Source organism: Cellulomonas wangleii (assembly GCF_018388445.1).
Classification (GTDB): Bacteria; Actinomycetota; Actinomycetes; order Actinomycetales; family Cellulomonadaceae; genus Cellulomonas; species Cellulomonas wangleii.
Genome location: NZ_CP074405.1, coordinates 1,203,246 through 1,220,075, shown reverse-complemented (window position 1 = coordinate 1,220,075; position 16,830 = coordinate 1,203,246). Strand labels below are relative to the sequence as shown.

12 protein-coding genes are annotated in these 16,830 nt (G+C 74.4%); 3 read left to right on the top strand and 9 right to left on the bottom strand.

The genetic code is table 11. The features are described 5' to 3' along the window. Positions 1 to 549 (top strand): hypothetical protein, encoded by a 549-nt coding sequence (locus tag KG103_RS05685; protein ID WP_207341692.1) that lies wholly within the window; start codon positions 1 to 3, stop codon positions 547 to 549. A 22-nt stretch (positions 550 to 571) separates the two neighbouring features. Here the strand turns inward: KG103_RS05685 and KG103_RS05680 are convergent, their stop codons facing one another. From KG103_RS05680 to KG103_RS05655, 6 genes are all read right to left on the bottom strand, one after another. Beyond that, the gene (locus KG103_RS05680; protein WP_207341691.1) at positions 572 to 1,318 is read right to left on the bottom strand and encodes an alpha/beta hydrolase; all 747 of its coding nucleotides are present in this window, start codon (positions 1,316 to 1,318) and stop codon (positions 572 to 574) included. Positions 1,319 to 1,374: 56 nt separating this feature from the next. Then, positions 1,375 to 2,265 (bottom strand): HAD family hydrolase, encoded by an 891-nt coding sequence (locus tag KG103_RS05675; protein ID WP_207341690.1) that lies wholly within the window; start codon positions 2,263 to 2,265, stop codon positions 1,375 to 1,377. Beyond that, the gene (locus tag KG103_RS05670; protein WP_207341689.1) at positions 2,262 to 2,567 is read right to left on the bottom strand and encodes a hypothetical protein; all 306 of its coding nucleotides are present in this window, start codon (positions 2,565 to 2,567) and stop codon (positions 2,262 to 2,264) included. Before KG103_RS05670 ends, KG103_RS05675 begins: the two co-directional genes overlap by 4 nt. 104 nt (positions 2,568 to 2,671) lie before the next feature. Continuing rightward, entirely contained in the window at positions 2,672 to 4,120 is a 1,449-nt protein-coding gene (locus KG103_RS05665; protein ID WP_207341688.1) for a GH1 family beta-glucosidase, read from the bottom strand. 147 nt (positions 4,121 to 4,267) lie between these two features. Further along, positions 4,268 to 6,541 carry an alpha-xylosidase gene (gene yicI / locus KG103_RS05660; protein WP_207341687.1) on the bottom strand — a complete coding sequence of 758 codons (2,274 nt, stop codon included), beginning with the start codon at positions 6,539 to 6,541 and terminating at the stop codon, positions 4,268 to 4,270. After that, positions 6,538 to 8,592: a beta-galactosidase gene (locus KG103_RS05655; protein ID WP_207341686.1), complete on the bottom strand. Its 2,055-nt coding sequence runs from the start codon at positions 8,590 to 8,592 to the stop codon at positions 6,538 to 6,540. Before KG103_RS05655 ends, yicI begins: the two co-directional genes overlap by 4 nt. A 281-nt stretch (positions 8,593 to 8,873) precedes the next feature. Between KG103_RS05655 and KG103_RS05650 the strand changes: the two genes are divergently transcribed. Further along, the gene (locus KG103_RS05650) at positions 8,874 to 9,881 is read left to right on the top strand and encodes a LacI family DNA-binding transcriptional regulator (protein ID WP_207341685.1); all 1,008 of its coding nucleotides are present in this window, start codon (positions 8,874 to 8,876) and stop codon (positions 9,879 to 9,881) included. Positions 9,882 to 9,928: 47 nt separating this feature from the next. On the opposite strand, the gene KG103_RS05645 is transcribed toward KG103_RS05650, so the two are convergent. The 3 genes from KG103_RS05645 to KG103_RS05635 are packed head-to-tail and all read right to left on the bottom strand — an operon-like array spanning position 9,929 to position 13,622. Beyond that, positions 9,929 to 10,939: a carbohydrate ABC transporter permease gene (locus KG103_RS05645; protein ID WP_207341684.1), complete on the bottom strand. Its 1,011-nt coding sequence runs from the start codon at positions 10,937 to 10,939 to the stop codon at positions 9,929 to 9,931. Beyond that, positions 10,936 to 11,952 (bottom strand): ABC transporter permease, encoded by a 1,017-nt coding sequence (locus tag KG103_RS05640; RefSeq protein WP_372434917.1) that lies wholly within the window; start codon positions 11,950 to 11,952, stop codon positions 10,936 to 10,938. Before KG103_RS05640 ends, KG103_RS05645 begins: the two co-directional genes overlap by 4 nt. Positions 11,953 to 11,966: 14 nt before the next feature. Further along, positions 11,967 to 13,622: an extracellular solute-binding protein gene (locus KG103_RS05635; protein WP_207341683.1), complete on the bottom strand. Its 1,656-nt coding sequence runs from the start codon at positions 13,620 to 13,622 to the stop codon at positions 11,967 to 11,969. A 327-nt stretch (positions 13,623 to 13,949) separates the two neighbouring features. On the opposite strand from KG103_RS05635, the gene KG103_RS05630 reads away from it, so the two are divergent. Further along, positions 13,950 to 16,808 carry a glycoside hydrolase family 3 C-terminal domain-containing protein gene (locus tag KG103_RS05630; protein WP_249670815.1) on the top strand — a complete coding sequence of 953 codons (2,859 nt, stop codon included), beginning with the start codon at positions 13,950 to 13,952 and terminating at the stop codon, positions 16,806 to 16,808. The last annotated feature ends 22 nt before the right edge of the window (positions 16,809 to 16,830 follow it).

Below are 16,830 nucleotides of genomic sequence, written 5' to 3'. Positions count from 1 at the left end.
ATGAGCAGCCCGCAGCCCTCGCCGGACGGTCGCACCGACCGTCCGGCGGGGCGCGCGCCCGGCGTCCCCCCGCACGGGCCGGCGGGACCGACCCCGGCCGCGCCGCAGGCCGCCTCGGAGCAGCCCGGCCCCGACCGCGCCGCGCAGTGGCGCGAGCAGCGCCGGGAGGCCGCGCGCGCGCACGCCGACGCGCTGGCCGCACGGCAGCGCGCCGAGTCCACGCGGGCGCGGGCGATCATCGCGGGCTTCCTCGCGGAGGCGCGCGAGCGCGGCGTGGCCCCGGGCCCGCTGCACGTGCGCTCGTACGACGGCCGCGCGCGCTACCGCACGCCCCTGCGGGGCTGGTACCTGCGCCGCGACGAGACGGTGGGCGTCGACACCGCCGGGGAGTTCTACGTGCTGACCGCCCCGCCCAGCCTCACGGCCCGCTTCCGCGGGGTGCAGCCGGTGCCGCAGGACCCGCCGCTCGTCATCGGTGCGGGCGGCAAGGACGGCGAGTCGATCGACCTGCCCGACGCCCTGGCGCGGGTGCTGGCCGGCGAGGTCTGACGCCGGCCACGTGAGCGTCCGGTCAGCCGGCGTCCACGCGGTTGGCGAGCTCGGACAGCGCCGTCGCCACGGCCGCCGGGTCCTCGACCGCCGACAGGTGACCGACCCGCGGCACCACGACCAGCAGCCCGTCCGCCGCCGTCGCCACCATGTGGTCGGCCGCGTCGGTGCCCGTGACGGCGTCCTCGTCGCCCACGACGACGGTGACCGGCCCCGTGAAGAGCCGCAGCGTCTCCGTCCGGTCGGGTCGCGCCGCCATGGCCCGCTGCGCCCAGGTGACACGCGCCGGGTCCTGCTCGCCGATCCAGGCGGTGACGCGCTCGACGACCTCGGGGCGGGCACCGCGGGTGGTCTCCCCCAGCAGTGTGCCCACCATGCCGCGGACCGGGTCGACAGAGCCGGCGGCCTCGACCTCCGCGGCGACGCCCTCGCGCTTCGCGGCGGCCTCGGGGGTGTCCGCGGTCGACTTGGTGTCGACCAGCGCGAGGCCGGCCACGAGCTCCGGGTGGCGCTCGAGGAGCGCGAGCGCCACGTACCCGCCCATCGAGAGCCCGGCGACGACCACCGGTCCGGTGCCCGCGTCGCGCACGACCTGCGCGACGTGGTCCGCCGCCGCCTCGAGCGAGGGCTCGGGCAGGTCGGAGCCGACGGGGACCGGCAGGTCGGGGGCGAGCACCGGGCGGGTCCGCGCGAGCGCGCCTGCGACGTCGTCCCACATGCGGTGGTCCAGCGGGAAGGCGTGCAGCAGGACGATCGGGCTCGCGGTCATGCGTCCTCCAGGAGGTGGGGCCGAGCGACCACCGGTGCGGTCGCCCGCTGACGACACTATCGACCGGGCGGGCGGCCCGCCCTGCGTGCGCGGGCGAGGCGCGCCGCACGCTCCAGCAGCACCGCGACCCCGTCGTCCGCGTTGGACGGCAGGGTCGCGTGCGCCGCGGCACGCACGGCCGGGTGGGCGTTCGCGACCGCGAAGGCGCGCCCGGCCCACCGCAGCATCGGCAGGTCGTTGGGGGCGTCGCCGACCGCCCACACCTGGGCCGGCGCGATCCCGCGGCGCGCGGACCAGTCGCCGAGCGTGGCGGCCTTCGTCACCCCGGGCGCCGCGATCTCGCCGAGCGCCCCGGCGGCGGACGACGTCACCTGCGCGAGGTCGCCGACCACCCGCTGCGCGTCCGCCACGAAGGTGTCCGCGTCCGTGGGGCGCCCGGTCGCCCGCAGCAGCAGCTTCAGGGTCGTGGGTGGCAGGACGTCCTCGATGCGCTCGGCGCGCGGGCTGCCGGGCGGCACGTCGTGCTCGGAGACGAAGCCGCGCTCGGAGGCGAAGCCCGCGGCGGACTCGACGGCGAGGTGCACGCGGTCCGCGCCCCACGCCGCGCGCAGCCGCGCGGCCACGGCAGCGACGCGCCGGGCGTCCATGCCGTGCTCCTCCAGCACGCGCAGCCCCGCGACGTCGACGACGGACGCGCCGTTGGCGCAGATCGCGACGCCGTGGCCGGCGACGTGGGCGGCCAGGTCCGTGAGCCAGCGGTGCGGCCGGGCGGTGACGAAGACGACGTCCAGGCCCGCGTCCTCCGCGTCCGCGAGCGCGGCGGCGGTGCGGTCCGAGACCGTCCCGTCGGGGCGCAGCAGCGTGCCGTCCAGGTCGCTGGCGACCAGCCGGACGTCGTCGCCCGTGCCGGTGACCGTGCCGGAGTCCTGCTCGGGTGCGGCGCTCACCGGCGTGTCGGCCCGCGCCGGGTGCGCGCCTGCCAGCACGCGGTGTGCCAGTGCCGCCGCTCGTCGAGTCCGTCCCCGCGCCAGGAGTCGGTGCGCCACGCGACGACGTGGGCGGTGCCGGCCGCGACGGTCTGGAAGCAGCCGGGGCAGCGGTACTCGCGGTCCGACCCGGCGACCCGCTGCACGACCCACTCGCCGTCGGGCCCGCTCTCGGACCGGCGTCCGCCCGTCACCCGGTCCAGGTCGAGGGGCACGTGACCGGTCCCGTAGGGGCGACGGGACGATCGGCGGGAGCGTGGCACGGCACCATCCTCACCCGGCCGCCGACCCGCCCGCTCCCGCGGCCCGGGACGCCGACGCCCCGCCGGCCGCGGTCGCGGCGGGCGGGGCGACGGTGGGGCGTGCGTCAGAGGGTCGCCGCGGAGTCCGGCGTCGGGATGACACCCGTGCGGACGAGCTCGCGGTACCACCGCGCCGAGTCCTTGAGGGTCCGCACCTGCGTGTCGTAGTCGACGTGCACGACACCGAAGCGGCGGTCGTAGCCGTAGGCCCACTCGAAGTTGTCGAACAGCGACCACACGAAGTAGCCGCGCACGTCGACGCCCTTGTCCATGGCCTCGCCGACGGCGTCGAGGTGGTCGTGCAGGTACGCGACGCGCTCCGCGTCGTGCACCCGGCCGTCCGGCGTCACGGTGTCGTAGAACGCCGCGCCGTTCTCGGTGATGGCCAGGGGCAGCCCCGGGTAGCGCTCGTGCAGCTCGAGCAGCAGGTCCACCAGGCCCTGGGGCTCGATGTTCCAGCCCATCGCCGTGTGCGGCCCGGGCTGCGGCAGCCACTCGACCTGGTCGGCACCGACCCAGGGGCTGACGACGGACGACCGGTGCCCGTCGGGACCCGGCGTTCCGTCGCCGACCGGCGGCGTCCCGTGCTGGACGCGGCCGGTGGAGTAGTAGTTGACGCCCAGCAGGTCGATCGGGACGCGGATGAGGTCGAGGTCACCGTCCTGCACGAACGACCAGTCGCTGATGCCGGCGGTGTCCGCGAACACACGCTCGGGGTACGCGCCCTCGAGCAGCGGGCCGAGGAAGACCTCGTTCGCGATGGTGTCGATGCGGCGCTTGGCCTCGACGTCCGCGGGCTCGTGGGACGCGGCGCGCGTCACGTGCAGGTTGAGGGTGATCGACACGGGCGTCTGCGCACCGAGCTCCTCACGGATCGCGCGGGCGGCCAGCCCGTGCGCGAGGTTGAGGTGGTGGACCGCCGCGAGCGCCGCGGCCGGGTCCGTGACGCCCGGGGCGTGCACGCCGGAGCCGTAGCCGAGGAAGGACGAGCACCACGGCTCGTTGAGCGTGGTCCACAGGTGCACCCGGTCGCCCAGCGCGCGGGCGACGACGCGGGCGTACTCCGCGAACGCCTCCGCGGTCGCCCGGTTGGTCCAGCCGCCCTCGTCCTCGAGCGTCTGCGGCAGGTCCCAGTGGTACAGCGTCACGACCGGCTTGATGCCGTCGGCGATCAGCCGGTCGACGAGGTCGGCGTAGAAGTCCAGGCCCGCCTGGTTGACCTCGCCCGTGCCGGTGGGCAGCACGCGCGACCACGCGATCGAGAACCGGTACGCCTGCAGGCCCAGGTCCTTCATGATCGCCACGTCCTGCGGCACGCGGTGGTAGTGGTCGATCGCCACGTCGCCGGTGTCCCCGTTCAGCACCTTGCCCGGGGTGTGGGAGAACGTGTCCCAGATGGACGGGGCGCGGCCGTCCTCGTGGACGGCTCCCTCGATCTGGTACGACGCGGTGGCCGAGCCCCACAGGAAGTCTGCCGGGAAGGGACGGCCGGACGGCCTCGTCGTGCTGGTCATGCTGGCCTCCGTGGGTCCACGTGGTCCGGCGGGACCGGAACGGTCACCCGCCGCGGCCGTGCGGCAACGGTGCCCCACGGGTCGAATCGATACGATACAGGGAGTGGGACCGCTCCCGCACCCCTGGGACGACTCAGCGGGCGTCGCTCACGCCCGCAGCTCGACCTCCGCCGTGCCCGCCGCGACGTCGACCCGGTCCCCGCCCCACGGGTGCACCGCCCACGCCCCCGGGGCCCCGACCGCGCGCACCCGCACGGTCGCCCCGACGCGCCGCACCTCGAACGTCGCCTCGCCCTGCCCGCTCGGCACGCGCAGCGTCGAGACGTGACCGTCGGCCAGCCCGAACAGCCGCAGCGTGACGCCGTCGGCGTGGTCCCGGTCGGGGCGGTCGTCGTGCGCGCCGACGGGCAGCACCGTGCCCGGCCGCACGTACAGCGGGACCGAGTCGACGCCGTGCCGCTCGTGGACCCAGCGCGGGCCGGTGACCTGCTCCCCCGTCAGCAGCGACGTCCACGTCCCCTCCGGCACGTAGACGTCGACGTCCCCGTCCGCCGAGAACACGGGCGCCACCAGCAGCGACTCCCCCAGCATGTACTGGGTGTCCACGGTCGCGGCCCCCCGGTCGTGCGGGAACTCCAGCACCATCGGCCGCATGACGGGCAGCCCTTCCTCGTGCGCCACCCGGCCCGCCTGCGCCAGGTAGGGCATGAGCGACAGCTTGAGCCGCGTGAAGCGCCGCGTGACCTCGACCGCCTCCTCGTCGAACGCCCACGGCACCCGGTAGGAGTCCGAGCCGTGCAACCGGCTGTGCGACGACAGCAGCCCGAACGGCACCCACCGCTTGAACACCGCGGCGTCGGGCACGCCCTCGAACCCGCCGATGTCGTGGCTCCAGAACCCGAACCCCGACAGCGCCAGCGACAGCCCGCCGCGCAGCGACTCCGCCATCGAGACGAAGGTCGACTCGCAGTCGCCGCCCCAGTGCACCGGGTACTGCTGGCCGCCCGCGGTGGCCGAGCGCGCGAACAGCACCGCCTCGCCCGGTCCCCGCTCGGCCTCCAGGAGCTCGAAGACGCACCGGTTGTACAGGTGCGCGTAGTAGTTGTGCATGCGCTGCGGGTCCGACCCGTCGTGCCACACCACGTCGGTCGGGATCCGCTCGCCGAAGTCGGTCTTGAAGCAGTCGACGCCCTGGTCCAGCAGCGTGCGCAGCTTGCCCTGGTACCACGCGACGGCGTCCGGGCTGGTGAAGTCCACCAGCGCCATCCCCGCCTGCCACAGGTTCCACTGCCACACGGACCCGTCCGCGTTGCGCACCAGGTGGCCGAGCTCCTTGCCCTCCGCGAACAGCGCCGAGCGCTGCGCGATGTAGGGGTTGATCCAGACGCAGATGCGCAGACCGCGCTCCTTGAGCCGGCGCAGCATCCCCTCGGGGTCCGGGAACGTCGCCGGGTCCCACACGAAGTCGCTCCAGTGGAACTGCCGCATCCAGAAGCAGTCGAAGTGGAAGACGCTCAGCGGCAGGTCGCGCTCGGCCATGCCGTCGACGAAGTGCGTGACCGTGGCCTCGTCGTAGCTGGTGGTGAACGAGGTGGACAGCCACAGGCCGTAGGACCAGTCGGGCACCCGCGCCGGGCGGCCGGTGAGCGCGGTGTACCGGCGCAGCACGTCCTTGGGCGTCGGGCCGGCCACGACGTAGTAGGTCAGCGACTGCCCCTCCACCGAGAACTGGGCGCGCGAGACGACCTCGGTACCGATCTCGAAGGAGACCCGCTCCGGCTGGTCGACGAACACCCCGTACCCCGTGTCCGAGAGGTAGAACGGCACGTTCTTGTACGCCTGGTCGCTGGCCGTGCCGCCGTCGGCGTTCCAGATGTCCACCGTCTGGCCGTTCTTCACCAGGGCGCCGAACCGCTCGCCCAGGCCGTAGACGTGCTCCCCGACGCCCAGGGTCAGCTGCTCACGGACGAAGTGCCGCCCCGCGGCGTCGGTCATCACCCCGACGCTGCGGGCCACGGACGAGGTGAGCACGCGGCCGTCGGCGACGAACTCGACCGACCAGTCCCCCTCGGTCGCCACCCGCGCCTCGAGCGGGCCCGAGCGGAGCGTCGCCACGGGGGCCCCGTTGAGCTGCGGCGTCGTGATCTTGACGTCGCCCACGCTGCGGTGCAGCGCGAACCGCGGACCGCGGTCCAGCCCACCCTGGAAGTGCTCGATGGTCACGCCGACGACGCCGTCCATGGGCGAGTGCAGGGTCACCGTCACCAGTGGCCGGTTGAGCGTGTCCCCGCGCGTGACGATCGGCGCCGTCGACGCGTACACGGTGAGCGTGTCCTCGCCGGCGACGACGTCGTCCACGTGGCGGGGACGCAGCTCGGTGACCCCGGGCAGGAGCTGCCAGTAGCCGTCGGTGAACTTCATGGGGTCCTCTCGGTCAGGGCGAGGGCGCCGTGCGCCGCCAGCGGCACACGGCCGGTGACGTCGGTGCCGGTCAGCAGGTCGTGCCAGGCTCCGGCCCCGGCGTCGGTGAGCTCGACGGCGCGCGGCCGGTCGCTCGCGTTGAGGCAGAAGAGGACGTCCCCGCGGCGCACGACCTCCACGCCCGCCTCGGCCCGCACGTCGGCGGGGCCCGCGACACCGGCCGCCGCCAGACAGGCGCGGACCACGGCCCCCACGGCGTCCGGCGGTAGCAGCGCGCCGACGTACCAGCCCTGCCCGCCGCCGTCGTGCCGGCGGCGGACCACCAGCGGGCAGCCGTCCAGGTCACCCCCGTCGACCGTGGCGAGGGCCTCACCGTCGTCGACGCGCAGGCGCTCGGCCCAGTCGTGCACCACGACGTCACCGAGCAGGTCGGACCGCACGCTCACCCCGACGTCGGGCAGCGGCACGTGCTCCTCCCCCGATCCGCCGACCAGGTCCGCGAACGGGACGGGGAACCGGCCGGTGCGCACGTGGGCGTCGCGGTCGACCACGGCGGAGAACGGCCCGACGAGCAGCACGCCACCACGCTCGACCACGCGACGCAGGCCCGGGACGTGGGCGTCGTCGACGAGGAACAGCTGCGGCGCCACCACCAGGTCGTACCCGTCGAGGTCCGCACCGGGGGGCACGACGTCCACCGCGACGCCGTCCTCCCACAGCGGCCGGTAGTAGGCCAGGAGCTGCGGGAGCACGCGCAGCCGCTCCGACGGGCCGCCCGGCTCCTCGGCCGCCCACCAGCTCGACCAGTCCATGACCAGCGCCACCCGTGCGGGCACCCGTGTGCCGACGACGCGACGCAGCCTGCCCAGCTCAGCACCGTGCGCCACCACCGCGCGGTGCCGCGCGGTGTCCGGCCCGGCGTGCGGGACGAGCGCCGAGTGGAAGCGCTCGGCGCCGACCACGGACGCCCGCCACTGGAAGAAGCACGAGCCGTCGGCGCCGCGGGCGATCGCGCGCAGCGAGTCCAGGCGCAGCCGGGCGGTCGACTTGGGCACGTTGTGGGGCCGCCAGCTCACGGCACCGGCCGCCTGCTCCATGACCATCCACGGCGCGCCGCCGGCCAGGCCGCGCGCGAGGTCGTGCGTGAGCGCGACCCGCACCACGTCGTCCGGGTCGGCCGGGTCCCCGTAGACGTCGTCGGCGACGACGTCGAGGTGCGGGGCCCAGCGCCAGTAGTCGGTCGGGTGGTGGAAGCCCATGAGGTTGGTGGTGACCGGCACGCCGGGCGCGTGCTGCTCCACGACCTCGCGCTGCTCGAGGTAGAGCGCCAGGAGCTGGTCGGAGGCGAACCGCCGGTGGTCGAGCACCTGGGTCGGGTTGACCAGGTAGGGCGCGGTCCGCGGCGGGATCACCTCGGACCACTCGTCGTAGCGCTGGCTCCAGAACGTGGTGCCCCACGCCCGGTTCAGCTCGTCGAGGCTGCCGTACCGTGCCCGCAGCCACGTGCGGAACCCCTGCGCGCAGTGCTCGCACCAGCACACCTGGCCGAACTCGTTGCCGACGTGCCACATCCGCACGCCGGGGTGGGGGCCGAACCGCGCGGCGAGCGTCCGCACGACGGACAGGGACCGCTCGCGGTACTGCGGGGAGGAGGGGCAGAAGTGGTTGCGGGACCCGTGCGACAGGCGGACGCCGTCCCGCGTGACGGCTCGCGTGCCCGGCCAGAGCACCCCGAGCCAGGGCGGGGGCGAGGCGGTCGGGGTGGCGAGGTCGACGAGGATGCCGTGGTCGGCGGCGAGGTCGACGACCTGCTCCAGCCAGCCGAGCTCGAAGCGCCCGGGCCGGGGCTCGAGCGCGGCCCAGGCGAAGACGCCGACCGTCACGAGGTTCACGCCCGCGTCGCGCATGAGAGCGACGTCCTCGCGCCAGACCTCGGGCGGCCACTGCTCGGGGTTCCAGTCGGCGCCGAGCAGGAGGCCGACCTCGTCGGTGAGGCGCGCGAGCGGCCGGGTGGGCGCGGGTGCCGCGCGGGGTGTCGCGAGGTCCGTCACGAGGTCCGCCTCCCGCCGCGCCCCTGGGCGCCTTGATCGTCGAAGCGCTTCACCAGCCTAGCGGGTCGATATCGTTCTACCTCCGCGTGGGTCCCCCGGCGTCGAGCCGGACGTCCGACCAGGTGCGAGGCGAAGCGCTTGCGTGCCGACCCTGCCCGTCCACGCGGGTGAACCCGCGCCACCGGGCCGCTCGGGGCACCCGGACCGCGCGCTAGGGTGTGCCGCACCAGCGGGTGGGAGCGCGATCCGGCGAGCCCCGAGCACCTGACGGACGGAGCGACGTGGCGAGCACCATCGACGACGTGGCGCGAGCGGCAGGGGTGTCGACCTCCACCGTCTCCTACGTGCTGTCGGGCAAGCGGCCGATCTCGGCCCCCACCCGCCAGCGCGTCGAGCGGGCCATCCGCGACCTGGGGTACCGCCCGCACGCGGGCGCCCGCGCCCTGGCCTCCAGCCGCACCAACGTGCTCGCCCTCATGGCCCCGCTGCGCGTCGACGTCAACGTCTCGGTGATCATGCAGTTCGTCACCGGCGTCGTCACCGCCGCGCGCACGTACGACCACGACGTGCTGCTGCTGACCGCCGACGAGATCGCCGGCATGGAGCGCGTCGCGACCGGCTCGATGGTCGACGCGCTGGTGATGATGGACATCGAGGCCGACGACCCGCGCGTGCCCGTGCTGGCACGCCTCAGCCAGCCCGCGGTGCTCATCGGGCTGCCGCGGGACCCCGAGGGGCTGTCGTGCGTCGACCTCGACTTCGACGCCGCGGGCCGGCTGGCCGTGCGCCACCTCACCCGGCTCGGCCACCGGCAGGTGGCCCTCGTCGGCTCCCCGCGTGCGGTGCTCGAGCGGCACACGTCGTACGCCGAGCGCATGATCCGCGGGTTCACGCAGGCGACCTCCGACGCCGGCGTCGAGGGCATCGTGGAGCCGTGCGAGTCGTCGATGGTCGGCGCCGTCGACGCGATCGACCGCGTGCTCGCCCGGCAGCCGGACGTCACGGCGCTCGTCGTCCACAACGAGGTCGCGCTGCCCTGGGTGCTGGCTGCCCTCCGCGAGCGCGGGCGGCGCGTCCCGGACGACGTCTCGGTCCTGGCCGTCTGCCCGCCCGACGTGGCCGTCGGCCAGCCGCTGCCCCTGACGAGCATCGACATCCCCGCGCACACCATCGGCACGGTGGCCGTGGAGATGGCGATGGCCCGCGTGGAGAAGTCCGCCCCGGCGGAGACGCGACTGCTCACCCCGCAGCTGGTCGAGCGCGCCAGCACGGTTCCCCCCGCGCGCTGACCACGCGGCCGCCCACCCAGCCGTGCGTCCCGTGCGCACCACCGGCGTCAGCCCTTGATGGCGCCGAAGATGACGCCCTTGGTGAAGTGCCGCTGCACGAACGGGTACACCACGAGGATCGGCACGATCGCCAGCACCATGACCGCCATCTTGACCGGCAGGCCCGTCACGGCGCCCGTCGCGACGTCGACCTGGCCGACGCCCGACCCGGGCAGCGTCACGCCCTGCAGCACGTAGGAGCGCAGCACCAGCTGCAGCGGCCACTTGGCGTTGTCGTTGATGTAGAGGATCGCGTTGAAGAACGCGTTCCAGTACCCCACCCCGTAGAACAGGGCGACCACCGCGACCACGGCCCGCGACATCGGCAGCACGACGCCGCCCAGGATGCGCCAGTCCCCCGCACCGTCGATCCGGGCGGCGTCGAGGATCGCCGGCTCCAGCCCCATGAAGAAGTTGCGCAGGATCAGCACGTTGAACGCGGACACCGCGCCGGGCAGGATCAGCGCCCAGTACGAGTCGATCAGACCCAGGCCGCTCACCAGCAGGTAGGTCGGGATCAGGCCCGCCCCGAAGAACATCGTCACGAGGAAGACGAACAGGAGGGGGCGGTGCCACAGCGACGACGGGCGCGACAGCCCGTAGGCGGCCAGCACCGACACCACCGTCGACAGGACGGTGCCGACGGCCGTGATGCCGACGCTCACCAGGACCGCCCGGGTGACGATGCCGCCGGACAGGATCTGCCGGTACGCGTTGAGGGTGAGCTCGCCCGGGACGAGCACGAGCCCGCCCACCCGGATCGTCTCGGCCTGCGTGGACAGGCTGGTGAGGACGACCGTCCACAGCGGCAGGACGACCGCCAGGACCACGCCCGTCAGGACGAGGGCCTTGACGAGCGCGCCGACCCGCGACGGCGGCTCCTCCCACGCGGGCCGGTGCCGCGAGCGCCGCGGGCGTGGGCGGCGCGGCACGCGCGTCGCCTCCTCGGGGGCCGCGTCCCGCGGGACGAGGAGCACGTCCGAGCTGATCTCCGGTGTCTGACCGCTGCCGATGCTCATGCCTTCTGGTACACCCCCGACTCACCGAACACGTGCGCGAGCTTGTTGGCGCCGAGGACCAGCGCCAGGCTGACGACGCCCTTGACGAGGCCTGCCGCGGCCGCGAAGCCCCAGTCCCCGTAGATGACGCCCTGGTAGTAGACGTACGTGTCGATCACCTCGGCGACGTCGGCCCCCACGGCGCCGCGCTGCAGGATGAGCTGCTCGAAGCCCACGGTGAGCGCGTCGCCCAGCCGCAGGATGAGCAGCAGCACGATCACGGGTCGCAGCGCCGGCAGCGTGATGTGCCACATCCGCCGCCAGCGGTTGGCGCCGTCGACGGCGGCCGCCTCGTAGAGCTCGGGCGACACGGTGGACAGCGCGGCGAGGAAGATGATGATCCCCCAGCCGGCGTCCTTCCAGACCGACTGCATGGTGACCAGCACCAGGAACGTGTCGGGGTTCGTCATGAGGTCGAAGCCCGTGCCGAGCCCCGCGTCGCGCAGGGTCTGGTTGACCAGGCCCGCACCCCCGAAGATCTGCTGGAAGATCGTCACGACCAGCACCCACGAGAAGAAGTGGGGCAGGTACACGATCGACTGGATGGTCGTGCGGATGCGCGGCGTCACGACGCTGTGGAGCAGCAGCGCCAGCACGATCGGCACGGGGAAGAAGAAGACGAGCTGGAACGCCGTGATCACCAGGGTGTTCTGCACCGCGTCCAGGAACAGCGGGTTGGACAGCACCCGCTCGAAGTTCGCCCAACCGACGAACGGGCTGCGCAGGAACCCCGTGTACGGCGAGTAGCTCTGCCACGCGATGACGTTGCCGAGCATCGGCACGTAGGCGAACACGGCGAGCAGGAGCACCGCCGGCAGCGTCATGACGAGCAGCGCCCCGTCGCGCCGCAGGCGCGTGCGCACCGACAGCCGCCGGACCGGGAGGGGCTCCGGCCGGGCCCCCGCGGACGTGCCCGCGGGGTCCCGGACCGGGTCCGGCGCCGTGGCGGCCCTCCCTCCGCCGCGACGCACGATCTGACCGAGGCCCGTCACTGCGCGTCCAGGATCTCCTGGTAGAAGGAGCGCAGCTCCTCACCCCCCGCGGAACGCCAGGTCTCGACCGCCGCGTCGAGGTCGTCGAGCGACTTGCGGCCCCGTGAGATGTCCTTCTCGAGGTCGACGAAGGGCTGCCCGATCGACGCGAACTGCGCGGGCTCGACGATCTGCTGCGCGTAGAAGAGCGGGTCCGTGACGAACTCGGCCGCCTTCTGCTGCCACGTCGAGGACGCCTCGACGTAGCCGGGGTACTGCACCCGGGTGTTCGCGATCGGGCCGTCGACGAGGAACATGTACGTCGGCTGCAGCTCGGTCGCGGCGAGCGCGGTGGGCACGGGCACGCCGCCCTCCCCCTTGGTGTAGTGCACGCCTTCGACGCCGTTCTGCACCAGGTCGAACTCGGTGGTGCCGAACGGTGCCGCCAGCACGTTCGCGAGCGCGAGCAGCTCGCGGATCCGCTCCTCGTCGTCGCTGCGCTTGAGGAACGAGAAGATGTTGGCGGGGTTGCCCTTCCACAGCACGGGCGTGCCGCCGTCCGCCGCGAACGGGTCGAGGGGCTGCTGCCAGAACCCGGGGTTGCTCGCCAGGTTGTCACGCAGCGCCTCGTGCCACCCGCCGAGCCCGTCGCTCATGAGGAGCGACGTGCCGGACTGGAAGCGGGTCTTGGCCTCCCCCTGCTGGTCGGCCACGGCGTCCGGGTGGACGGCGCCGGACGCGAACAGCTCGGCGTTCCACGCCAGGGCGGCGCGGTACTCCTCGGTCTCCACGCGGTGCACCAGGCGGTCCCCGTCGAGCCGCCACTTCGGCGGCACCGCGTGGATGGTCGCCGAGGTGTTCCACAGGTCCTCGGCACCCCAGCGGCCGCCGCCCGTCAGCTCGGCGGCCAGGTCGAGCAGGTCCTGCCCGTTCCTGACGTCCAGCGTGATGCCCAGCTCGTCGAGGACGTCGGTGCGCACGAAGGTGGCGTCCGTGATGGTCTCGCCCGGGAACGGCAGGCCGTAGAGCCGGCCGTTGAAGACGCAGAACCTCCACGCGTCCGTGGGGATGTTCGCGAGGTTGGGGTACTCCTTGACGGCGTCGCCGCCGAGGTGGTCGGTGAGGTCCTGGAAGATGTTCGGGACGATCTCCGAGCCGAACCGCGGCGGGATGTTCCAGGTGGGTACGCAGACCCAGTCCGGCACGTCCTTGGCGGACGCCAGGACCGTGGCGAGCTTGTCGCCGTAGGTGTTGCCGTCGGTGATCCGGAACTCGATGGACGAGCCGAGGATGCCGTTGACGGCCTCGTAGTACTGGTTGCCCTTGGTGGGCGGGATGGTGCCCCACAGCGGCGTCATCGCGGTGAAGGTGGCGCCGCTGCCGGGGGCCTCGGGGACGGACCGGACCAGCTCGGCGGGCAGCGTCGCGTAGCCGGGGGTGGATCCGTTGACGCTGGGGAAGTCGGGCTCGACGTAGTCGATCGGCACGTACGTCGGCAGGACGTCGCCCGAGGGGACGGCGCCGGGTGCGGCGGCCGGGGCGTCGCTCGTGCCGCAGCCCGTCAGCAGGGACGGGACGCCGACGACGGCCGCACCTGCGGCGACCATGCCGAGGAACGAGCGGCGATGCACGGGCCGGTCGGCGAGGCTCCCGGCGGAGGTGGTGGTGTTCATCAGCGCCCTTCACTCCCTCGTGGATGTGGACGTGCTGCGGTCGACCGGGCCGTCGCGCGGCGCCGCGGGTCCTCGATGACCCCGATGGACATCGCGCAATCGAAGCGGTTCGACTCGGTTTCGTGCTCGGGAATCTAGGGGACGGCACCGATTCAGGCAAGACCCCCACAACTGACAGGAGGAACTTGTCAGCGCCGGCCGATTCGGCCACGATGGCTGGCCAGCACGCCCGACGTGGTCATCGAAACGGTTCGACCATCGCACGCGTACCGGCGGCCCCGAGCCCTCGTGCGCACCCATCGCACGCCCCCGACGACGAGGAGCGACGTGGCCGACGCCACCACCCCCGACCTGCTCGTCGCCGACGCCCCACCGGCCTGGCGCGACGCGACGCTGCCCGTGCGGAGTCGCGCCGAGGCACTCCTCGTCGCGCTCACCCCCGAGGAGCGGATCGCGCTGCTGCACCAGCACGCCCCGGCCGTCCCCCGCCTCGGCCTGGCGGCCTTCCGCACGGGGTCGGAGGCGCTGCACGGCGTGGCCTGGCTGGGCACCGCCACGGTCTTCCCGCAACCCGTCGGGCTCGCCGCGTCGTGGGACACCGACCTCCTCGAGCGCGTCGGCGCGGTGGTCGGCACCGAGCTGCGGGCCAAGCACGCGGCGGACCCGACGGTCTCGCTCAACGTCTGGGCGCCGGTCGTCAACCCGCTGCGGCACCCCGGGTGGGGCCGCACCGAGGAGGGGTTCTCGAGCGACCCCCACGTCACCGCCCTGCTGGCGACGGCCTACGCCCGGGGCCTGCGCGGCGACGACCCCGTGTACTGGCGGACCGTGCCGACCCTCAAGCACGTCCTGGGCTACGGCAACGAGACCGACCGGGCCGTGACCAGCAGCAACCTGCCCCCGCGCGTGCTGCGCGAGTACGAGCTGCCGGCGTTTCGCGGACCGCTGCGAGCCGGCGTCGTCGGCGCCCTCATGCCGTCGTACAACCTGGTGAACGGGCGTCCAGCCCACCTGTGCGGCGAGCTGCTCGACGAGCTGCGCTCGTGGTCGGACGAGTCCCTGCTGGTGGTCTCGGACGCCGCCGCGCCGGGCAACGTCGTGACGTTCCAGCGCTACCACGACGACCACGTCGCCTCCCACGCCGCGCTGCTGCGCGCGGGCGTCGACTCGTTCACCGACAACGACGCCGACGCCGGCCCCACGGTCGCCCGCCTCACCGCGGCGCTCGACCGCGGCCTGCTCGAACCGGCGGACGTCGACCGCGCGGTCCTGCGCCACCTCGAGCTGCGCATCCGCACCGGTGAGCTGGACCCCGAGCTGGACCCGTGGCGGGTCGGCCCCGACGCGATCGACCTGCCCGCGCACCGCGCCCTGGCGCGGGAGTCCGCCGCACGGGGGGTCGTCGTGCTCGCGAACGACGGTGCGCTCCCCCTGGACCCGCTCGCGAACGTGGCGGTCGTCGGACCGCACGCCGAGCGGGTCCTGCACGACTGGTACTCCGGCACGCCGCCGTACCTGGTGGGGCTGGCCCCGTCACTGGCGACGCGCCTGGGCACGCACGCCGTGCACGTCGCCGACGGCGCCGACCGCATCACGCTCACCGCGACCAGCACCGGGCGGGGGGTGCGCGCGCTGGCGGACGGCACGCTGGTGGCGGACGCCGACGAGCCGCCGGGGCACGACCTCACCGACTGGGGCGACGGGCTGCTGACCCTGCGCGACGTCGGTCGCGACCTGCTGTGGTCCGGGGCGCGCTGGGCCGTGCGCGCCGACGCGACCCGCGTGGGCGGCTGGGTCGCCCAGGAGTCCTTCCGACGCACCCGGCACGACGACGGCACGTGGTCGCTGCAGCACGCCGGGTCCGGCCGCTGGCTGCGCGTGCAGCACGACGAGGCCGGCACGCTCGTCGCCGACGCACCGGACGCCGCGCTCGCCGAGCGCTTCCGCGTCGACCTGCTGCGCAGCGGAGCCGCCGCGGTCGCGGACGCCGCGGCCGCCGCCGACGTCGTCCTCGTCACGGTCGGGAACGACCCGCACCTGCACGGGCGCGAGACCGAGGACCGCCCGCACCTGGACCTGCCCGCACCGCAGGTCGCGCTGTGGCGGGCCGCCCGGGCCGCGGGTGCACGGGCGGTGCTGGTCGTCGTCTCGTCGTACCCGTACGTGCTCGGCCCGGCCGGCGACGAGGCCGACGCCGTCGTCTGGTCGTGCCACGCCGGGCAGGAGCTGGGCAACGGGCTGGCGGACGTCCTGCTGGGCGAGGCGGAACCCACGGGGCGGCTCGCCCAGGAGTGGCCCGCCGACGCCGCGCAGGCGGGCGACCTGCTCGACCAGGACGTCATCGCGACGCACGCCACGTCCTGGTACAGCCGCACCCGTCCCCGGTACGGGCTGGGGCACGGGCTGACGTACGGCGCGCCCGTGTACGACGACCTGTGGTGCACCCCCGGCCCGGTGCGTGACGGCGACGGGGTGGTCGCCCACGTCACCGTCACCAACGCCGGCGACCGGCCGGCGCACGAGCTCGTGCAGCTCTACGTCGACGCGCCCGAGCACCGGCTGGCGTACCCGCACCGCGTGGTCGCCCACACGCGGGTCGTCGTGCCGCCGGGTGGCACCGCCGTCGCGACCCTGCACGTGGCCGTCGCCGACCTCGCGGTGTGGGACGTGACCCGCGACCGGTGGGTCGTGGAGCCGGGCCGCTACGTGCTGACCGCCGCCCCGTCGAGCGCGCACGACGGGCCGCGCGCCGACCTGTGGGTGGCGGGCGACCCCGTGCCTCCGCGCGACCTGCGCACCCGGCCCGCACGTGCGGTCGACGCCGACGCGCTGGCGGGCGTCGACCCCGCCGACCTCACGCCGACGACCGGCACCTGCGTGCAGGTCCGGCGGGGCCACCCGGCCGGGAGCGTGCTGCTGCGGGACTGCGACGTCGCGGGAGCAGCCGCGGTCGAGCTCACCGTGGCCCGCACGCGGGCGGGCGACGCAGCCGTCGAGCTGCTGGACGCGGCCGACGGGTCGGTCCAGGTCCGCATCGACGTGCCCGCCGGCGGCGGCCGGTACGACTGGTGCACGCTGACGACGCCCCTCGCCCCGGACTCCGCCCTGACGAGGGCGGACGGTCCGCGCGACCTGCGCCTCCGGCTGCTCGGGTCCGCGCGTCTGGCCACCGTGCGACTGACGTGACCGGCACGCCGGGCGTCGGGCC